Origin of the sequence: Enterobacter sp. HG048 (genome assembly GCF_024702055.1) — a bacterium.
In the GTDB taxonomy this organism is placed as follows: domain Bacteria; phylum Pseudomonadota; class Gammaproteobacteria; order Enterobacterales; family Enterobacteriaceae; genus Enterobacter; species Enterobacter dykesii.
The window spans coordinates 1-17,036 of record NZ_JANLIZ010000014.1 but is presented as its reverse complement, the minus strand read 5'-3'; the positions used below and the strand labels follow the sequence as shown (position 1 = coordinate 17,036).

The 17,036-nt window shown below is 56.7% G+C and carries 15 protein-coding genes, 1 rRNA gene and 1 pseudogene; 4 read left to right on the top strand and 13 right to left on the bottom strand.

What is annotated here, in order from left to right:
* Positions 1-6: 6 nt before the first annotated feature.
* The 11 genes from phnK to NUX24_RS15825 form a co-directional block, all read right to left on the bottom strand.
* A complete protein-coding gene (gene phnK / locus NUX24_RS15875) occupies positions 7-762 on the bottom strand; it encodes a phosphonate C-P lyase system protein PhnK (protein ID WP_008500057.1) in 756 nt (251 codons plus the stop codon).
* Complete coding sequence (phnJ, locus tag NUX24_RS15870; protein WP_193805537.1) at positions 759-1,604, bottom strand: alpha-D-ribose 1-methylphosphonate 5-phosphate C-P-lyase PhnJ; 846 nt, start codon at positions 1,602-1,604, stop codon at positions 759-761. Before phnJ ends, phnK begins: the two co-directional genes overlap by 4 nt.
* Entirely contained in the window at positions 1,597-2,661 is a 1,065-nt protein-coding gene (locus NUX24_RS15865) for a carbon-phosphorus lyase complex subunit PhnI (RefSeq protein WP_257832732.1), read from the bottom strand. The genes phnJ and NUX24_RS15865 overlap by 8 nt, the downstream gene beginning before the upstream one ends.
* Positions 2,661-3,245 (bottom strand): phosphonate C-P lyase system protein PhnH, encoded by a 585-nt coding sequence (gene phnH / locus NUX24_RS15860; RefSeq protein ID WP_257832731.1) that lies wholly within the window; start codon positions 3,243-3,245, stop codon positions 2,661-2,663. The genes NUX24_RS15865 and phnH overlap by 1 nt, the downstream gene beginning before the upstream one ends.
* Positions 3,242-3,694 carry a phosphonate C-P lyase system protein PhnG gene (gene phnG, locus NUX24_RS15855; RefSeq protein ID WP_109492570.1) on the bottom strand — a complete coding sequence of 151 codons (453 nt, stop codon included), beginning with the start codon at positions 3,692-3,694 and terminating at the stop codon, positions 3,242-3,244. Before phnG ends, phnH begins: the two co-directional genes overlap by 4 nt.
* Positions 3,695-4,420 (bottom strand): phosphonate metabolism transcriptional regulator PhnF, encoded by a 726-nt coding sequence (phnF, locus tag NUX24_RS15850; protein WP_257832727.1) that lies wholly within the window; start codon positions 4,418-4,420, stop codon positions 3,695-3,697. It lies immediately after the preceding gene.
* 20 nt (positions 4,421-4,440) lie between these two features.
* Positions 4,441-5,220 (bottom strand): phosphonate ABC transporter, permease protein PhnE, encoded by a 780-nt coding sequence (gene phnE / locus NUX24_RS15845; protein WP_257832725.1) that lies wholly within the window; start codon positions 5,218-5,220, stop codon positions 4,441-4,443.
* A gap of 52 nt (positions 5,221-5,272) precedes the next feature.
* Positions 5,273-6,289, bottom strand: coding sequence for a phosphonate ABC transporter substrate-binding protein (phnD, locus tag NUX24_RS15840; protein WP_257832723.1), 1,017 nt, complete (start codon positions 6,287-6,289; stop codon positions 5,273-5,275).
* 24 nt (positions 6,290-6,313) lie between these two features.
* Positions 6,314-7,102, bottom strand: a complete 789-nt coding sequence (phnC, locus tag NUX24_RS15835) for a phosphonate ABC transporter ATP-binding protein (RefSeq protein ID WP_023334215.1) — start codon at positions 7,100-7,102, stop codon at positions 6,314-6,316.
* 136 nt (positions 7,103-7,238) lie between these two features.
* A complete protein-coding gene (gene yjdN, locus NUX24_RS15830; RefSeq protein ID WP_257832720.1) occupies positions 7,239-7,676 on the bottom strand; it encodes a VOC family metalloprotein YjdN in 438 nt (145 codons plus the stop codon).
* Positions 7,677-7,756: 80 nt separating this feature from the next.
* Positions 7,757-8,092, bottom strand: coding sequence for a zinc ribbon domain-containing protein YjdM (locus tag NUX24_RS15825; protein WP_023310096.1), 336 nt, complete (start codon positions 8,090-8,092; stop codon positions 7,757-7,759).
* Between the two features lie 595 nt (positions 8,093-8,687).
* On the opposite strand from NUX24_RS15825, the pseudogene crfC reads away from it, so the two are divergent.
* Positions 8,688-11,040 (top strand): annotated as a pseudogene (gene crfC, locus NUX24_RS15820) (clamp-binding protein CrfC).
* Entirely contained in the window at positions 11,037-11,912 is an 876-nt protein-coding gene (locus NUX24_RS15815) for a diguanylate cyclase regulator RdcB family protein (RefSeq protein ID WP_054829827.1), read from the top strand. Before crfC ends, NUX24_RS15815 begins: the two are co-directional and overlap by 4 nt.
* Positions 11,913-11,956: 44 nt before the next feature.
* On the opposite strand, the gene kdgT is transcribed toward NUX24_RS15815, so the two are convergent.
* A complete protein-coding gene (kdgT, locus tag NUX24_RS15810; protein ID WP_257832715.1) occupies positions 11,957-12,949 on the bottom strand; it encodes a 2-keto-3-deoxygluconate transporter in 993 nt (330 codons plus the stop codon).
* A 648-nt stretch (positions 12,950-13,597) separates the two neighbouring features.
* Between kdgT and proP the strand changes: the two genes are divergently transcribed.
* Positions 13,598-15,100 (top strand): glycine betaine/L-proline transporter ProP, encoded by a 1,503-nt coding sequence (proP, locus tag NUX24_RS15805; RefSeq protein ID WP_047653062.1) that lies wholly within the window; start codon positions 13,598-13,600, stop codon positions 15,098-15,100.
* A gap of 33 nt (positions 15,101-15,133) precedes the next feature.
* Here proP and NUX24_RS15800 read toward each other — a convergent pair whose 3' ends face one another.
* Positions 15,134-16,087 carry a nickel/cobalt transporter gene (locus NUX24_RS15800; RefSeq protein ID WP_257832712.1) on the bottom strand — a complete coding sequence of 318 codons (954 nt, stop codon included), beginning with the start codon at positions 16,085-16,087 and terminating at the stop codon, positions 15,134-15,136.
* Between the two features lie 497 nt (positions 16,088-16,584).
* Between NUX24_RS15800 and NUX24_RS15795 the strand changes: the two genes are divergently transcribed.
* Positions 16,585-17,036, top strand: a 16S ribosomal RNA gene (locus NUX24_RS15795); the annotation flags it as partial.

Here is a 17,036-nt window from a genome sequence, read left to right as displayed (position 1 = left end):
GGCCTCTTAGTTCTGCAACACGGACGACACCAGAAGCTGGGTGTACGGATGGTGAGGATCGTCGAGCACCCGGTCGGTTAACCCACTTTCCACCACCTGGCCCTGCTTCATCACCAGCAGACGGTCCGCCAGCAGGCGCGCGACGCCCAGATCGTGGGTGACAATCACCACCGCGAGGTTCAGTTCCACCACCAGGCCGCGCAGCAGGTCGAGCAGGCGCGCCTGCACCGAGACGTCCAGCCCGCCGGTGGGTTCATCCATAAACACCAGCTTCGGATGGGTGACCAGGTTGCGCGCAATCTGCAGGCGCTGCTGCATCCCGCCGGAGAAGGTGGTGGGCAGGTCGTCGATGCGCGAGGCGGGGATTTCAACTTCCTCCAGCCAGTGCTGGGCGGTAGCGCGGATGTTGCCGTAGTGGCGCGCGCCGGTGGCCATCAGGCGTTCGCCGATATTGCCCCCGGCGGAGACCTGACGGCGCAGGCCGTCCATCGGGTGCTGATGCACCACGCCCCACTCGGTGCGCAGCAGGCGGCGGCGTTCGGCCTCGCTCATGCCGTACAGCGAGGCGCCCTCATACAGAATGTCGCCGTTCTGCGGCGTCAGGCGCGCGGAGATGGACTTCAGCAGGGTGGTTTTGCCGGAGCCGGACTCGCCGACGATCCCCAGCACTTCGCCCGGCCACAGCTCGAACGACACGTCGCTAAAGCCTTTGCCCGGCGCATACAGGTGAGTCAGGTGATTAACCGAAAGCAGCGGTTTCATTGGCTTTTCGCCTCGCTCTGTTGGCGGCAGTAATCGGTGTCGGAGCAGACAAACATCCGTTTGCCCGTGTCGTCCAGCACCACTTCGTCCAGATAGCTGTGTCTTGAGCCGCAGATAGCGCACGGCTCGTCCCACTCCTGCACCGTAAACGGGTGATCGTCGAAATCCAGGCTTTCCACGCGGGTGTAAGGCGGGACGGCGTAGATGCGTTTTTCGCGCCCGGCGCCGAACAGCTGCAGGGCGGGCATCATGTCCATCTTCGGGTTATCGAATTTCGGAATTGGCGACGGGTCCATCACGTAGCGCCCGTTCACCTTCACCGGATAGGCGTAGGTGGTGGCGATATGGCCAAAGCGGGCGATGTCTTCATAGAGTTTGACCTGCATGACGCCGTACTCTTCCAGCGCGTGCATGGTGCGGGTTTCCGTTTCGCGCGGCTCGATAAAGCGCAGCGGCTCAGGGATCGGTACCTGGAAAATCAAAATCTGATCTTCAGTGAGCGGGGTTTCGGGGATGCGGTGTCGGGTCTGGATCAGCGTGGCGTCTTCGGTTTTTTCGGTGGTATTGACGCCGGTGACGCGCTGGAAGAAGCTGCGGATCGACACGGCGTTGGTGGTGTCGTCGGCGCCCTGATCGATGACCTTCAGCACGTCCGCCTCGCCGATCACGCTGGCGGTGATCTGTATACCGCCCGTGCCCCAGCCGTAGGGCATTGGCATTTCGCGGCCGCCGAACGGCACCTGATAGCCCGGGATCGCCACCGCTTTGAGGATGGCGCGGCGGATCATGCGTTTGGTTTGCTCATCCAGATAGGCAAAGTTGTAGCCGCTTAAGTTAGCCATTGGCGCGCTCCCGTTGCAGGCGTTTCAGTAGTTCCAGTTCGGCCTGGAAATCGACGTAGTGCGGCAGCTTGAGGTGCGAGACGAAGCCAGCGGCCTCAACGTTATCCGCGTGGGCCAGCACGAACTCCTCGTCCTGCGCCGGGCCTGCAATGTGCTCGCCGTAGTCCGGTGCCTGCAGGGCACGGTCAACCAGCGCCATGGCCATGGCCTTGCGCTCGCCCATGCCGAACACCAGCCCGTAGCCGCGGGTAAAGTGCGGGTCTTCATCTTCCGGAGCGACGAAACCGTTGACCATTTCACACTCGGTCATCAGCATTTCGCCGACGTTCACCGCAAAACCCAACTCTTCCGGTACGATCTCAACGTCGATGTAGCCGCTGCGAATTTCGGCGGCAAACGGGTGGTTGCGCCCGTAGCCGCGCTGGGTGGAGTAGGCCAGCGCCAGCAGATAGCCTTCGTCGCCGCGCATCAGCTGCTGCAGGCGGGACGAGCGCGAGCAGGGGTAAACCGGCGGCGTGCGGGTGATGTCATCCGGCTGCGCGCCAGAATCTTCTTCCGCCTTCGCCAGGCCCTGTTTTGCCAGCAGGCTGAAGACGTGCGGAGACGGTTCCTGTTCGGCGTCGGAAGTGCTGAGCTGCGGCGCTTCGCCGCTCGCCAGCAGGGTAAAATCCAGCAGGCGGTGGGTGTAGTCACAGGTGGGGCCAAGCAGCTGGCCGCCGGGGATGTCTTTATAAACCGCTGAAATGCGGCGTTCCAGGCGCATCTGTGAAGTATTCACCGGCTCGCTGACCGCCAGTCTGGCAAGCGTGGTGCGGTAGGCGCGCAGCAGAAAGATGGCTTCGACGCTGTCGCCGCTGGCCTGCTTCAGGGCCAGCGCCGCCAGCTCGCGGTCGGCGATGCCGCCCTCGGTCATCACGCGGTCAACGGCGAGGTTTAACTGCTGTTCAATCTGGGCGACGCTCAGCTCGGGATGCCGTTCATCGCCCCGTCGTCTGTGCGCCTGTAGCGCATGGGCGGCGGCGATGGCCTTCTCGCCCCCTTTGACGGCAACGTACATCAGCACACCTCCACGTGGGTGGTCCGCGGGATTGCCAGCAGGCGCTCGCCGCAGGTCAGGATCAGGTCAATGCCCAGCGGGAACGGGTGCGGGCGCTCGGTCAGCTCATGAATGATGCACTCCGGCAGCTGCGGCGCGACCATGCGTTCTTCGGCGATGCCTGCGCCCGTCAGGCGCAGCATGCGGCCGCCGCTCAGGCTGGAAACCTGCAGGATCAGCGTGGCGCTGGTCTCCGGGGCGACGGCGCTGCCTTCACTCAGGGCGTTAAGCTGTTCATGGCTGATTTGCTCATCGGCCACGGCAAAGATTGCCTGCCGGGGCTGATCGACCAGCGGGGCGCTGGTGTGAAAGCGCAGGTTCTGGCTGGCGATGTCGTTGGATAATGCGCCTGAAAGCCAAACAGGCGTGTCGTTGTCGGCAAGCGTCAGCAGCACGCTGGTGGTCGCCAGGTTCAGCGGCAGCCAGCCCTGTGAAAGCTGGTGCAGCGAGACGATCGCGCCCGGCTCGCTCATGGCCTTCAGCAGGCGACGAAAACTGTGTTGGGCATCCTGGACGGCCAGGGTAAATGCAGGTTGAAGCGTCATGCGTTGTCTCCGCGAACGAGCGTAAAGAAGTCGACCCGGCTGGTGTTCACTTCGGCCTGACGTGCGGCAATGCGCGCGGCGCGGTCGGCTTCCAGCGGGGCAATAAGGGTTTCCATTAACGTCTGGAAATGCGGCTGTTCCTGTAAAAGCGCGTCGATCACCGCGCAGCGCTCGGCGTGGGCTTTGTCGCGCCCCAGCACGTAGCTGTAGCCCAGCGTGCCGCTGTTCAGACGGATTGCTGCGCGGGTGAGGGTGGCGTCTCCGGCGAAGAAGCGCTCGCCGGTGCCGCCCATGCGCGCCTGGATTTGTACCAGGCCAATCTCCGGTGCGCGGAGGGTGTCGTAATCAGGTGCCAGGCTAAGGGCGCTCATGCGGGCAGAGAGCGCAGCAGGCTGGCTGTGGGCCAGCACGCGCATCCAGCGCTGTCGGGTGGCGATGTCGAAGTGCATTCAGTGCTCCATGGTGAATTCGATCATGTCGGCGCGGGTCAGGCTGACGGAGTATTCCGTCGCGTTGATTTCGCCGTCACGGTGGTTAAGAGTGCGGACGCAGAGCAGCGGGGCCATGTTGGGGATTTCCAGTACCTTGCTCTCTTTCGCCTGCGCGCGGCGGGCGCTGATGCGCGTCTGGGTTCGCTTGAGCGCAATGCCTGCCGCATCCTGAAGAAAATCATGCAGCGAGCCGCTGGAGAAATGCTGGAGCACGGGCCAGAGGGCGAGGTCCGCAAAGTAGTGATCTATCTGGCATACCGCCACGCCGTTAACGCGACGTAGGGTGCGCAGGTGAATGACGTCGTCGCCTTCCTGAATACCCAGCGCGTCCGCCACGTGGCTGGAGGCCGGACGCAATACCGAGAGCAGCTTTTCGCTGGTCGGGTGGCTGCCCTGATCCAGCAGGTTCTGGCTAAAGCGCGCCTGGGCGTTCAGCGGATAGTCGAACGGGCGCATCAGCACCAGCACGCCCACGCCCTGACGGCGCTGGACCCAGCCGCGCTCGACCAGCTGGTCAATGGCGCGACGCAGGGTGTGGCGGTTCACTTCATAGCGGTCGGCAAGCTGCTGCTCGGCGGGCAGGTAGTCCCCGCAGCGGTAGTGCGTGCGCAGCTCCACTTCGAGCTTTGCCGCAATCTCTTGCCAGCGGGTGGGGTAACTGGTCGGATGTCTGGATAAGTGCATACAAAACAAAGCCTCGCTTCTCAGATGAAGTGCTTACGCAAACGTTGAGAGAGGAAATCCAGCAGGCTGACGGTGACGATGATGAGCACCATCAGGGCGCAGGTTTGCTGAAACTGGAAACCGCGAATCGCTTCCCACAGGGTGACGCCAATCCCGCCTGCGCCCACCATGCCGACCACCGTCGCGGAGCGGACGTTGGACTCGAATCGGTACAGCGAATAGGAGATCAGCAGCGGCATCACCTGCGGCAGGACGCCGTACAGGATCTCTTCGATTTTGTTGGCGCCCGTGGCGCGAATACCTTCCACCGGGCCGGGCTCGATGGCTTCGACCGCTTCGGAGAGCAGCTTGGAGAGCACGCCGGTGGTGTGGATGAACAGTGCCATCACGCCGGCGAACGGACCCAGGCCGACGGCGACCACGAACAGCATCGCAAAGACCATTTCATTGATGGCGCGACAGGCGTCCATCAGGCGACGCATCGGCTGGTATACCCACCACGGCACGATGTTTTCGGCGCTCATCAGGCCAAACGGAATGGAGAGAACGACGGCAAGGGCGGTGCCCCAGACGGCAATTTGCAGGGTGACCGCCATTTCGCTGAGATAGTCCTGCCACTGGCTGAAGTCCGGCGGGAAGAAGTCGGCGGCGAAGGTCGCCATGTTGCCCGCGTCTTTGAAGAGCAGCAGCGGATCCATTTCCGCGCCCTTCCAGGAGATAACCAGCACCGCCAGCAGGACGGCCCAGCTTATCAGCGAGAACCAGCTGCGCTTAGGCGGCGGGAGGGTGATGGTTTGCATGTTGGCTCCTTTGGGTTTAGTCCCCTCTCCCACAGGGAGAGGGAGAAAGGCACTACTGCACCGCTTTATTCACGCTCGTCATCGCGCCGAGCGCGGCGGTCAGGCGGTCGAGGTCTTCCAGCTGGGCCTCAATTGCGGCCACTTTGCTGGTCTTCTCGTCGTCCTTCAGCCCTTTGTTGTCCTTCACGCCCTGCATCTCTTTAAACAGCGCCAGCTGGCGAATCGGGACCAGCTGCAGATCGCTTGACGGGCGGAACGGTGCCCAGCCCAGACGCGCCAGGACCGCTTTCTCTTCCGGCGTTTTGCCATAGGTCATGAAGAAGTCGTAAACCCTGTCCTTGGTGCTCTCGGAGAGGTTTTTACGCCAGACGATCGGGTCGCCCGGAATCAGCGGCGATTTCCAGATAACCTTGATCTCTTTCAGCTTGTCCGGCGCGGAAGTTTTCAGCTTGTCGAGGTTCTCTGTGTTGTTGGTGGCAACGTCCACCTGCTTGTTGGCCACGGCCAGGGCGTTGGTTTCGTGGCTGGCGTTCACCGTGCGTTTGAAGTCGCTGGCGGAGGCGTTGTTTTTGGCGAAGACGTAGTAGCCTGGGACAAGGTAACCGGAGGTGGAGTTCGGGTCGCCGTTGCCGAAGGTCAGCTCTTTGCGTTTGGCGAGCATGTCATTGAGGTTGTTGATCGGGCTGTCTTTGTTGACGATCAGCACGCTCCAGTAGCCCGGGGAGCCATCTGCCGCGACGGTCTGGGCAAAGACCTGGCCGTTCGCGCGGTCCACCGCTTCCATGGCGGAGAGGTTGCCGTACCAGGCGATGTCCACTTTATTAAAGCGCATCCCCTGGATGATGCCCGCGTAGTCCGGGGCGAAGAAGGCGTTCACTTTGATCCCCAGTTTGGTTTCCATATCTTTCAGGAACGGTTCCCACTGAGGCTTCAGGTTTTGCTGTGATTCCGTCGAAATAATGCCGAAGTTCAGCGCTTTTTCATGCTCTTGTGCATACGCCGGGCTTAACAGGGTGCTGAGGCTGAACATGCTGGTAAAGGCCAGCGCGGCAACGGCTTTGTAGCTCATGTACTTTCCTCGGATCGGGTTTAATTAAGCAGCCTGCGCGTTCTCTTCGACGCGGTTAATGCTGCGGTAGAGATGGTCAAAACGTTCGTTATCAAACTGATGGCTCGCGCCATCAAAGAACACATGTCCCTGACGCAGGGCGACAATGCGTTCGCAGTAGCGCAGGGCGTAATCCACCTGATGCAGCGTGACCACCACGGTGATGCCGTCGTTCTGGTTAATGTCGCGCAGGGTTTCCATCACGATGCGGGCGGACTCCGGGTCCAGCGAGGCGATGGGTTCGTCAGCGAGAATAATTTGCGCTTTCTGCATCAGCGCACGCGCAATCGCCACGCGCTGCTGTTGTCCACCGGACAGGGTGGAGACGCGCTGGTGGGCAAAATGCGCCATGCCGACGCGGGTCAGCGCCTGCAAGGCTTCCTGCTTCTGCGAAGGGGAGAACCAGCGCAGACAGGTGCGCCAGAACGGGGTGCTGCCGAGCGCGCCAATCAGCACGTTCTCCAGCACCGTCAGGCGGTTCACCAGGTTGAACTGCTGGAAGATGTAGCCCGTCTGGGCGCGGCTCTTGCGGATATCGCTGGCGAGACGCCCCGCGCGTTGCACGGTATTGCCCAGCAGCTCGACGTGGCTTTCCGGCGTTTTATCGCAGGTGATAAGGCCGCTTAAATGACGCAGAAGGGTGGATTTACCTGAACCGGATGGCCCCAGCAGCGCCACCATTTCGCCCTGCTGGACGGTCAGATCAACGGCATGCAGAGCCTTGTTATGATTGAAGGTCTTGCTCAGTTTCTCGACGCGGATGACGGTTTGCATGTGCTGGGCCTCACGATAAATGTGGCCTCATGCTGGCGCATCAATGTGACATTTGGGTTAAGTCTGGGTTGCGGGAGTTTGAAGAGTTGAGCGGAATTTGATGACAGGCGGAGGCAGACCGCCCTCCGCCCGAAAATTAGTGCTGTTGCTTAACGACGTTAATCATCCACGGCACGCCGTATTTATCGGTGACTTTACCGAAACCGTGTGCCCAGAAGGTTTCCTGCCAGGCCATGTCGATATTCCCGCCCGCGGCGAGGTTGTCGAACCAGCGTTTGCCTTCATGGACGTCCTGGGTGTCGAGAACCAGGGTGAAGCCTGCGTACTGCGCGTTGCTGCCCGGCGGCATCCCGTCGCTCATCATGATATCGCTGCCCGCAATGCGGACGTTGGAGTGCGCGATAGCCGAATCCGGAAATTGCATACCGGACGGACAGCCTTCTTCGCTGTTATCGCTTTTTGGCATTTCGCCGAAGGTGATTTTATAGAGAAGCTCTGCGCCGACGGCTTGCTGGTAGAAAGAAGTGGCTTCTGCACAGTTGCCGGCGAAGGAGATGTAGGGACTTAACGGCATAATCTTTACCTCACGTAAGAAAAGCCCGTTAAGTGTAGTTCCCGAAAGCCCGGTAAGCGAAGCGCCACCGGGCGGGTAAATCAGTTCTTTTTCACGAACTCTGATTTCAGCTTCATCGGACCGAAGCCGTCAATTTTGCAGTCGATATTATGATCGCCTTCAACCAGACGGATATTCTTCACTTTGGTGCCGATCTTCAGCATGGAAGAACTGCCTTTCACTTTCAGATCTTTAATCACGGTTACGCTGTCGCCGTCCGCCAGCAGATTGCCATTTGCATCTTTTACGACAAGTGCATCAGCATCGTGTGATGGTTCGGCATCATTCCATTCGTGAGCGCATTCCGGGCAGATGAACATGCCATTATCTTCATAGGTGTATTCAGAATTGCATTTTGGGCAGTGTGGGAGTGACATATCGGTATCCTCAAAAAGTGTAAACACGCTGGAAAGTGCCAGCTAAATAACGGCAGCGTGCCGAAAAAGGCGGCAAGTATAGCGCAAATCCACACGTTTGTCGGTGACATTGTGAATTAAAAAAATGCAAAAAGCGTATCGGGAGTGACACTTCCTGTCAGTCAGTTAAGCGAAGCTTACCTCATTAACACGGTGGGAAGAAATGACGCTAAATATATCGAATATTTTATTGCAGCAAATTGCTACGCTCCTTCATTTCGGATAAGGTGAAGCGACACATTGTTATTTATCTCCTGACTTCGCTGCCATCCATATCTTCTGGCAGGGGCGTATTACCTCTCTTTTTAGGTGGGTAAATAATGATGATATATCCTGAAGTTTCTTAAAATTGGGCTACGCTTTTTTCCTTTGGCCGTCAGGCCAGAAGGGGAGCTATACACGCCATGCAAGGATAGCGAAATATTTCTGATTATCATCAATCAGTTATATTTCGGCGAACATGTTTTCCACACGTGATCATATAAGCCTGAACAACATAATTAATACCAGTGGCTTAATAAAAGTAATAAATTTGCGTTAAGGAAAGGCTTTTATCATGCACACACAGACCATTTTTGAATTAAGCCAGGAAGCTGAGCGTTTGCTACAGCTCGCCCTGCAAAACCTCGATACCTTGAAATCAATGCCGACTGCGATGCTGGAGAGCACCGCGGCTGCTATTACGGGTGAAAAGAACAACGTTTTACCTTTGCATTTTAGTGCGCGTGGTGTCGAAGCGCAGCAGGCGATGCTGAATAATGAATTACGAAAAATAACCCGGCTGGAAATGGTCCTGGCTATTGTGGGCACCATGAAAGCGGGGAAATCGACTACCATTAATGCGATTGTGGGGACTGAAGTGTTGCCGAACCGCAATCGTCCGATGACGGCGCTTCCTACCCTAATTCGCCACACGCCGGGCCAGAAGGAGCCGGTGCTGCATTTCTCACATGCCTCGCCAATTGATGAATTGATTCAACTGCTCCAGAAAAAGCTATGCGATTACGATCGCGGGAAGCTGGCCCAGCATCTGGAAATTGATAAAGACATGAATACGCTGCTGGAGCGCATTGAAAAAGGAGAAGCTTTTGAGAAGCATCACCTGGGCGCGCAGCCGATATTTCATTGTCTGAAAAGCCTCAACGATCTGGTGAGACTATCCCAGGCGTTAGGCGTGGCGTTTCCATTCTCTGAATATGCGGCTATCGAACACATTCCGGTCATTGAAGTGGAGTTCGTGCATCTTGCGGGTCTGGATGCTCACCTCGGGCAGCTGACGCTGCTCGATACGCCCGGGCCGAATGAGGCGGGACAGCCGCATCTGCAAAAAATGCTCAGCGAGCAGTTGTCCCGCGCGTCGGCGGTGCTGGCCGTGATGGATTATACCCAGCTTAAATCCATTTCTGATGAAGAAGTCCGGCAGGCCATTTCCGCGGCGGGAAAATCCGTGCCTCTATATGCGCTGGTTAATAAATTCGATCAGAAAGATCGCAATAGCGATGATGAAGAGCAGATCCGGGCGATGATCTCCGGCACCTTAATGAAAGGCAATATTTCGCCTGGCCAGATCTACCCCGTTTCGTCCATGTGGGCCTATCTGGCGAACCGCGCTCGCTACGAGATGAGTACCCACGGACAACTGCCGGATCATCAGGAGCAACCCTGGGTGCAGGATTTTGCCGAAGCGGCGCTTGGGCGGCGCTGGCGTACGGCGGACCTGGACGATATCGACCATATTCGTCATGCTGCCGATTTGCTCTGGGAAGATTCGCTTTTCGAACAACCGATACGCAAGCTGATCTACGCCGCCTATGCCAATGCCTCGCTTTACGCGCTGCGTTCGGCCTCGCATAAGCTGCTCAACTACGCACAAAATGCCCGGGAGTACCTCGACTTCCGCTATCAGGGGCTGACGGTTGCCTTTGAGGCGCTGGAACTGAATATCGCACGTCTGGAAGAGGACATGGCGCTTCTCCAGACGCGTCAGAGCGTGGTGAGCGATGAGGTGAAACATGAAGTTGAGGAGGCGCTAAACGCCACTGCGGACTTTATGGGAGCGCAAAAAACCGCGCTTAACCAGGCGATTGGCGAGGTGTTCAGCGCCCAGCATATTCTTGATTTGGCTGGCATCGATCGGCAGACCCCTCACGGTGAGGAGCCGCACGAGCTGAAGCAGCTGGTTCTGGACGATGAAGGGCAGGCGCAGATCGCGCTGAGTAAAATCCGCTCCTCCTGCGAACGGGTGATGCTGGATGCACAGACGAGAATCTGCCGGGAGCTGGCGTTACGCTTCGACCAGCTTGAATCTACGCTGGCGCGTTCCCTGAACGAAGCCATGCGCCCCATCGAAACGCGTATTAAAGAGCATCTGAGCCATGCGGGTTTTCGGGCGCGAATCAGTTTCCCGGCGTTTCAGGCTCACCAGCTTAACTTCAACACGCGAGCGCTGTTTAATGATGCGATAGCGCAGGATGACAGCCAGGCAGGCCCCTCATCAGGCGGGAGCAGCATGCGAGAAACGGTCGCTCGCTGGCTCAATAGCCCGGGCTGGGGCTGGGATGAGTATGTGGAAACGCGCACGCGATATGTTATCGATATTGCGCAGCTACATGACAAATTTAAGCAACATATTGAGCTGTTTTGTGAACAAATACGTAAAGCTTTGTCCGCGCAGGTCGATGTCTCTGTTACGGCAGGAATGGCGACGTTTTTTGCAGATTTCGTTGTGCCTGACCGGGTTACAGGAAAGCTTGCGTGATAGCCTCGCAGTGCGTCAACAGAATGAGCATTCAACCCGAGCGCTCTGCCAGCTGTTGAAGCAAAGCATTACGACTGCGACGTGGATACAGGAAGATACCCGACTGTTACGCGATGATATTCAAACTCTATTCGCGGCAGAGCAACCATGACAACACCACTACTGGACGGCCCCGGGCGAACGCTGGAGTGTATAAATCCAAAATTTATGGTCGATCTGGTGCAGGGCGTGGACGCGGCGCGTCATCCTCACCTGGGACCACAACAGCTTCAGTTTCGTGAGCGTTTGACTCAGGAAATCATGACGCATACCCGGCTACGCCCCTGGGCGATGGCGGGTATGCTCAATGAAAATGCAGCGCTGCGCCTGGGGCTGGCGGAAAAACTGGCCGGCATGCTTGACCCGGGTCATCTCGCGCTGACGCTGATGGCAGAGAAGCTGATTGCTTTGCGCCAGCAGACGCACCCGCGCGCCCAGCAGTCCCCCGGCCTGATGCAGCAGTACGCTGAACTCGCTTCTCATTTTACCCAACGCGCCGCCTATAAAGAGAAGGCGCTAACCCAGCGCGGGCTGACGGTGCAGGCGGGTGAGCATAGCGAGCAGATTTTTACCCGCTGGCGGGCCGGGCATTATGATGGCTGGTCGCTGGCCGGGCGCTGTTTTATCGTCCTGGAAGAGCTGCGCTGGGGGGCATTTGGTGACGCATGCCGCCTCGCGAATGAAGATGTGGCGGCAATGCTTAAGGATAACCTGCGCAGCATGGCGGCTAACTATCTGGCACAGGGCATCAACGCGTCCCCCACGACCCGCCATTTCTATCACCAGTGGCTGACAACGCCGGCCTCTCCGGGTTTAATCGATCATAAAGACATGCTGGGCTGGCTGGGGGACTGGTGTCAGGCGGATCAACATCCGGTGAGCTGGTCAGTGACGCAAAACTGGCAGACCGTCGCGCTGGGCATGCCGAGGCTTTGTTCGGCAAAACGGCTGGTGGACGCGATGGTGGAAGAGATTTTTGGGTAAATCCCTCACCCTCTCCCCGTTGGGAGAGGGAATGGTGCGGTGTGTTAATGATTCATTTCTATCGGCTTCGGTTCTGGCAGGGTCTCTTGCATATTCCCGTAGCGTTTCGCATACAGCGCCGTGATGATGGGGACCAGAATCGCGGTGACGATCACGCTCGCGGCAACCAGCGCCGTCGCTGAAGCGGCGACCGGTTCGAAGGCCGGGTTAATTTGGGCAATAATCACCGGGTTTGCAACAGCAGCACCGGCGGCTGAAGAGGCGGCGACGCCGGCCGTGCCGTTTCCTCCTCCGATTACGCGATCGGCAATAATCAGCGGAATACCGGTGATGACGATCACGGCGATACCCAGCACAATACCCAGCAGGCCGGTATCGAGAATGACCTTCAGGTTGATGGTGTTCCCCAGCGCGAAACCGAAGAACGGGATCAGCACCGGCGTGGCTTTGCTGAAGAAATCACGCAGATCGCGGTCGAGATTGCCAAGGGCGAAACCGACCAGGAAGGGCAGGATCGCGCCGACAAAGTGGTGCGGTTCAAACGAGGCCAGGCCAGCAGACCCCAGGATCAGCATCGTCATAAGCGGGCCGGACTCCAGTGACATCAACACAAATGCGCCGGACTCTTCTTTCGTCCCGTACTGGTTCATCAGGCTGGCGTACAATCCGCCGTTGGTCATATCCATCGCGGAGACAATCGCCAGGACCGATAAACCCGCGAAGAACCCGGTCTGAATTCCATTCTCCGGAATGAACGTCGCGCATATCATTGCCACCGCCCAGGCTACCGATATTTTGGTTATCACCAGCGTGCCGGATTTCCGTAATACTGTCCCCGTTGCCCGCAAATTAATGGATGCGCCGATACAAAAAAACCAGACGGCAAGAATGGGAACCGTGCCTGTTATCATGCCTTTTGTGAAACCGCCAAAATAAGCTCCGGTATTGGGAGCAAGGGTATTCAGGATCGCGCCCAGTACCAGCGGAACCAGCATCATACCGCCGGGTATACGTTCTATCGTGGCTTTAATCTTCATAGACAAACCTCACATCGGATCCCGCAGTACGGGGGATAGGCGTTAAAAATTAGTCAATAAATTCAATTGATTGCTCGTATTGCTTGTGGTGTTTTTTCGAAAGCCCTGCAACAAAATTAAATGCGTGCTCTCAATTAACCTTTTCCTGGAACACGTAAAACGCTGAATTCGGATTTATGATGCGATCATTGGAATATTGATTCAATGAAAATAAAACATCGTTTTAGTTATCTTTATCACATATTCAATGTAAAACCTGAGGCCGGTTCCCGTTGATGAAAATTTATGTAAATCTGATGTGAATTAACGTGGTTTGTTTTTCTGTTACGAAAGAAATAATGACGTGCGGGAGGATGTTCTTCAGGTGGGGTAAGGAAGTACTTATTGGCACTCCCTGACAAAAATTTGCCTGAGTTGACGAGACGCGAAAATATGTGTGAAGTTGATCACAAATATAAACGCTGGTAGGGTAAAAAGGTCATTAACTGCCCAGGCAGGCGTCAACAGGTTCGGTTGTATCGACGTAAAACGTCAATGTAAGTAAACCTGCTACGCTTGAATAAGGCGATTCGCATGGAGCGGATCCCATGATTCACAGAACGCTAACTGAACTGTGAAACAGACAGGGCCGAGTCAACGAGGATAGCTATGCTGAGAAGGAAAAAGATTAAACCCATCACGCTTCGCGACGTCACCATTATTGATGACGCAAAGCTGCGTAAAGCCATTACCGCAGCCTCGCTCGGTAATGCGATGGAATGGTTCGATTTTGGTGTCTACGGCTTTGTGGCCTATGCGTTAGGTAAAGTGTTTTTCCCCGGGGCCGATCCCAGCCTGCAGATGATTGCCGCACTGGGTACGTTCTCCGTTCCCTTCCTGATTCGCCCGCTGGGCGGTCTGTTCTTCGGTATGCTCGGCGATAAATATGGTCGTCAGAAGATCCTGGCAATCACCATCGTCATCATGTCGATCAGTACATTCTGTATCGGCCTTATACCGTCTTACGCCACCATCGGCATTTGGGCACCCATTCTCCTGCTGATTTGTAAGATGGCGCAGGGCTTCTCCGTAGGCGGTGAATATACCGGTGCCTCGATCTTCGTTGCCGAGTATTCCCCGGACCGTAAGCGCGGATTTATGGGGAGCTGGCTGGACTTCGGCTCGATTGCCGGGTTTGTTATGGGCGCGGGCGTAGTCGTACTGATTTCAACCGTGGTAGGTGAAGATAACTTCCTCGACTGGGGCTGGCGTATCCCGTTCTTCCTGGCATTGCCGCTGGGGATAATTGGTCTTTACCTGCGTCATGCGCTGGAAGAGACGCCTGCTTTCCAGCAGCACGTCGATAAACTGGAACAGGGTGACCGCGAAGGGCTGCAGGATGGTCCGAAGGTGTCGTTCAAAGAGATTGCCACTAAGCACTGGCGCAGCCTGCTGACCTGTATTGGTCTGGTGATTTCGACCAACGTGACCTACTACATGCTGTTGACCTACATGCCGAGCTACCTGTCGCATAACCTGCACTACTCGGAAGATCACGGTGTGCTGATTATTATCGCCATCATGGTGGGTATGCTGTTTGTGCAGCCGATTATGGGCCTGTTGAGTGACCGTTTTGGTCGTCGACCGTTCATTATCCTGGGAAGCGTTGCGCTGTTTGCTCTGGCAATTCCGGCATTCATTCTGATTAACAGTGATGTGCTGGGGCTGATTTTTGCCGGTCTGCTGATGCTGGCGGTGATCCTTAACTGCTTTATCGGGGTGATGGCCTCTACGCTGCCCGCGATGTTCCCGACGCATATTCGCTACAGCGCGCTGGCCGCGGCCTTTAACATCTCGGTGCTGATTGCCGGTCTGACCCCGACGCTTGCCGCCTCGCTGGTCGAGAGCACGCAGAACCTGATGATGCCGGCTTATTACCTGATGGTGATTGCGGTGATTGGTTTGATTACCGGTCTTACCATGAAGGAGACGGCGAACCGTCCTCTGAAAGGTGCAACGCCTGCGGCGTCTGATATCCAGGAAGCGAAAGAGATCCTGCGCGAGCACTACGACAACGTAGAGCAGAAGATTGAGGATATTGACGCAGAGATTGAAGAGCTGCAGAAAAAACGCTCCCGACTGGTGGACCAACATCCACGCATCAACGAGTAATAAAGAAACCCGCCAACGGCGGGTTTTCTTTTATTAGCATCCAGCAGCGATGTAGTCGCCATTGGCGCTGATGGGTATCACCGTCAGGAACAGTACCGTCGCAAACAGGATCAGGACTATCCCGCCGGCTATTTTGACTGCCGGTACGAGCCATCTTAATGAGGTGCTTTCGCCGAACCAGGTCACCGTGCGCTCGCGGGCATAACGTACTGCCAGTGAAAGCCCCACAATAGAGAGTGCGGTTCCCAAAGACATGGTCATGACCGCGGCCACTCCCCAGGTGACAATGCCCAGCGCATTCGAAAACATCAGAATCATGATCGCCCCGCTGCACGGGCGTGCGCCAATTGCCAGAATCACGCCCAGACGGGTTTTCCAGTCACCCTGCGTCAGGTCTGTACCTACGCCGTGATGGCCGCAGCCACAGTGTTCATCGTGCTGATGAAGAGGCTTGATGGCGGAGATAGACATCCTGCGCGGGCGCAGGCTCTTCAGCGCCTGATAAATGACAAAAGCACCGAATGCACCAATAAGCACTGCGCTTATCTTCTCCACGTACCAGCGGCTAGTACTGATATCCCCGGAGGCGAGGTTAAACCCCACCGCCAGAATAAAGACAAACAGAATGGCGCTGACGCCCTGCATCAGGCTACCCAGGAAGGGGACGACCCGGGCGGCCAGCTCGCTTTCCTTATTGGTGGTCAGATAGGTCGTCACGATGAATTTTCCGTGCCCGGGTCCGATGGCGTGAAGGACACCATAAAGGAAAGCCCCCGTTAACAGCCATAATCCGCCGCTGTACTGGTGGTTATTAAGCTGCAGCAGATACATCACAAGATAGCGGTGCAGCGTAATTTGCGTGGCGAGACACCACTGGATAAAGGCGTTCCAGTGCGCATGCAGGGTAAAACCCGCAAAGAGGAGTGCCAGCAGCATCACCCCTGCTGTAGGGAGACGCCAGTCGCGGGCGAGGGGTTGTGTGGTCATGAGGGTGGGCCTGCACTGAGGAGAGTATTTGCCGCTAGTATAGTTGATCTTCCCGTTCAATTCGTAGGATCGCATCGCGATCCGCTCATGATTGTGGATAACTTTGTGCATAAAAGGGTATAAGGCGGGGTTTTGCTGTGGAATGCAGCAGTCAGTCATTTTTCTGTCATTTAGCGGTTGCGGCCTGCTGAGAACTCCCTATAATGCGCCTCCATCGACACGGCGGATGTGAATCACTTCACAAACAGCCCGGTCGGTTGAAGAGAAAAAATCCTGAAATAACGGGTTGACTCTGAAAGAGGAAAGCGTAATATACGCCACCTCGCAACGGTGAGCGAAAGCCGCGTTGCAACTGCTCTTTAACAATTTATCAGACAATCTGTGTGGGCACTCAAAGTGACATGGATTCTTAACGTCCTCGGACGAAAAATGAATACCAAGTCTCTGAGTGAACATACGTAATTCATTACGAAGTTTAATTCACGAGCATCAAACTTAAATTGAAGAGTTTGATCATGGCTCAGATTGAACGCTGGCGGCAGGCCTAACACATGCAAGTCGAGCGGTAGCACAGGGAGCTTGCTCCCGGGTGACGAGCGGCGGACGGGTGAGTAATGTCTGGGAAACTGCCTGATGGAGGGGGATAACTACTGGAAACGGTAGCTAATACCGCATAACGTCGCAAGACCAAAGAGGGGGACCTTCGGGCCTCTTGCCATCAGATGTGCCCAGATGGGATTAGCTAGTAGGTGGGGTAACGGCTCACCTAGGCGACGATCCCTAGCTGGTCTGAGAGGATGACCAGCCACACTGGAACTGAGACACGGTCCAGACTCCTACGGGAGGCAGCAGTGGGGAATATTGCACAATGGGCGCAAGCCTGATGCAGCCATGCCGCGTGTATGAAGAAGGCCTTCGGGTTGTAAAGTACTTTCAGCGGGGAGGAAGG

Excerpts from the sequence above, each read along its gene's own strand:
- phnJ (WP_193805537.1), bottom strand. The coding sequence starts at position 1,604 with ATGGCTAACTTAAGCGGCTACAACTTTGCCTATCTGGATGAGCAAACC.
- phnC (WP_023334215.1), bottom strand. The coding sequence starts at position 7,102 with ATGCAAACCGTCATCCGCGTCGAGAAACTGAGCAAGACCTTCAATCAT.
- kdgT (WP_257832715.1), bottom strand. The coding sequence starts at position 12,949 with ATGAAGATTAAAGCCACGATAGAACGTATACCCGGCGGTATGATGCTG.
- NUX24_RS15815 (WP_054829827.1), top strand. The coding sequence starts at position 11,037 with ATGACAACACCACTACTGGACGGCCCCGGGCGAACGCTGGAGTGTATA.
- NUX24_RS15865 (WP_257832732.1), bottom strand. The coding sequence starts at position 2,661 with ATGTACGTTGCCGTCAAAGGGGGCGAGAAGGCCATCGCCGCCGCCCAT.
- phnG (WP_109492570.1), bottom strand. The coding sequence starts at position 3,694 with ATGCACTTCGACATCGCCACCCGACAGCGCTGGATGCGCGTGCTGGCC.
- yjdN (WP_257832720.1), bottom strand. The coding sequence starts at position 7,676 with ATGCCGTTAAGTCCCTACATCTCCTTCGCCGGCAACTGTGCAGAAGCC.
- phnH (WP_257832731.1), bottom strand. The coding sequence starts at position 3,245 with ATGACGCTTCAACCTGCATTTACCCTGGCCGTCCAGGATGCCCAACAC.
- phnE (WP_257832725.1), bottom strand. The coding sequence starts at position 5,220 with ATGCAAACCATCACCCTCCCGCCGCCTAAGCGCAGCTGGTTCTCGCTG.
- NUX24_RS15800 (WP_257832712.1), bottom strand. The coding sequence starts at position 16,087 with ATGACCACACAACCCCTCGCCCGCGACTGGCGTCTCCCTACAGCAGGG.
- proP (WP_047653062.1), top strand. The coding sequence starts at position 13,598 with ATGCTGAGAAGGAAAAAGATTAAACCCATCACGCTTCGCGACGTCACC.
- phnF (WP_257832727.1), bottom strand. The coding sequence starts at position 4,420 with ATGCACTTATCCAGACATCCGACCAGTTACCCCACCCGCTGGCAAGAG.
- phnD (WP_257832723.1), bottom strand. The coding sequence starts at position 6,289 with ATGAGCTACAAAGCCGTTGCCGCGCTGGCCTTTACCAGCATGTTCAGC.
- NUX24_RS15825 (WP_023310096.1), bottom strand. The coding sequence starts at position 8,092 with ATGTCACTCCCACACTGCCCAAAATGCAATTCTGAATACACCTATGAA.
- phnK (WP_008500057.1), bottom strand. The coding sequence starts at position 762 with ATGAAACCGCTGCTTTCGGTTAATCACCTGACTCACCTGTATGCGCCG.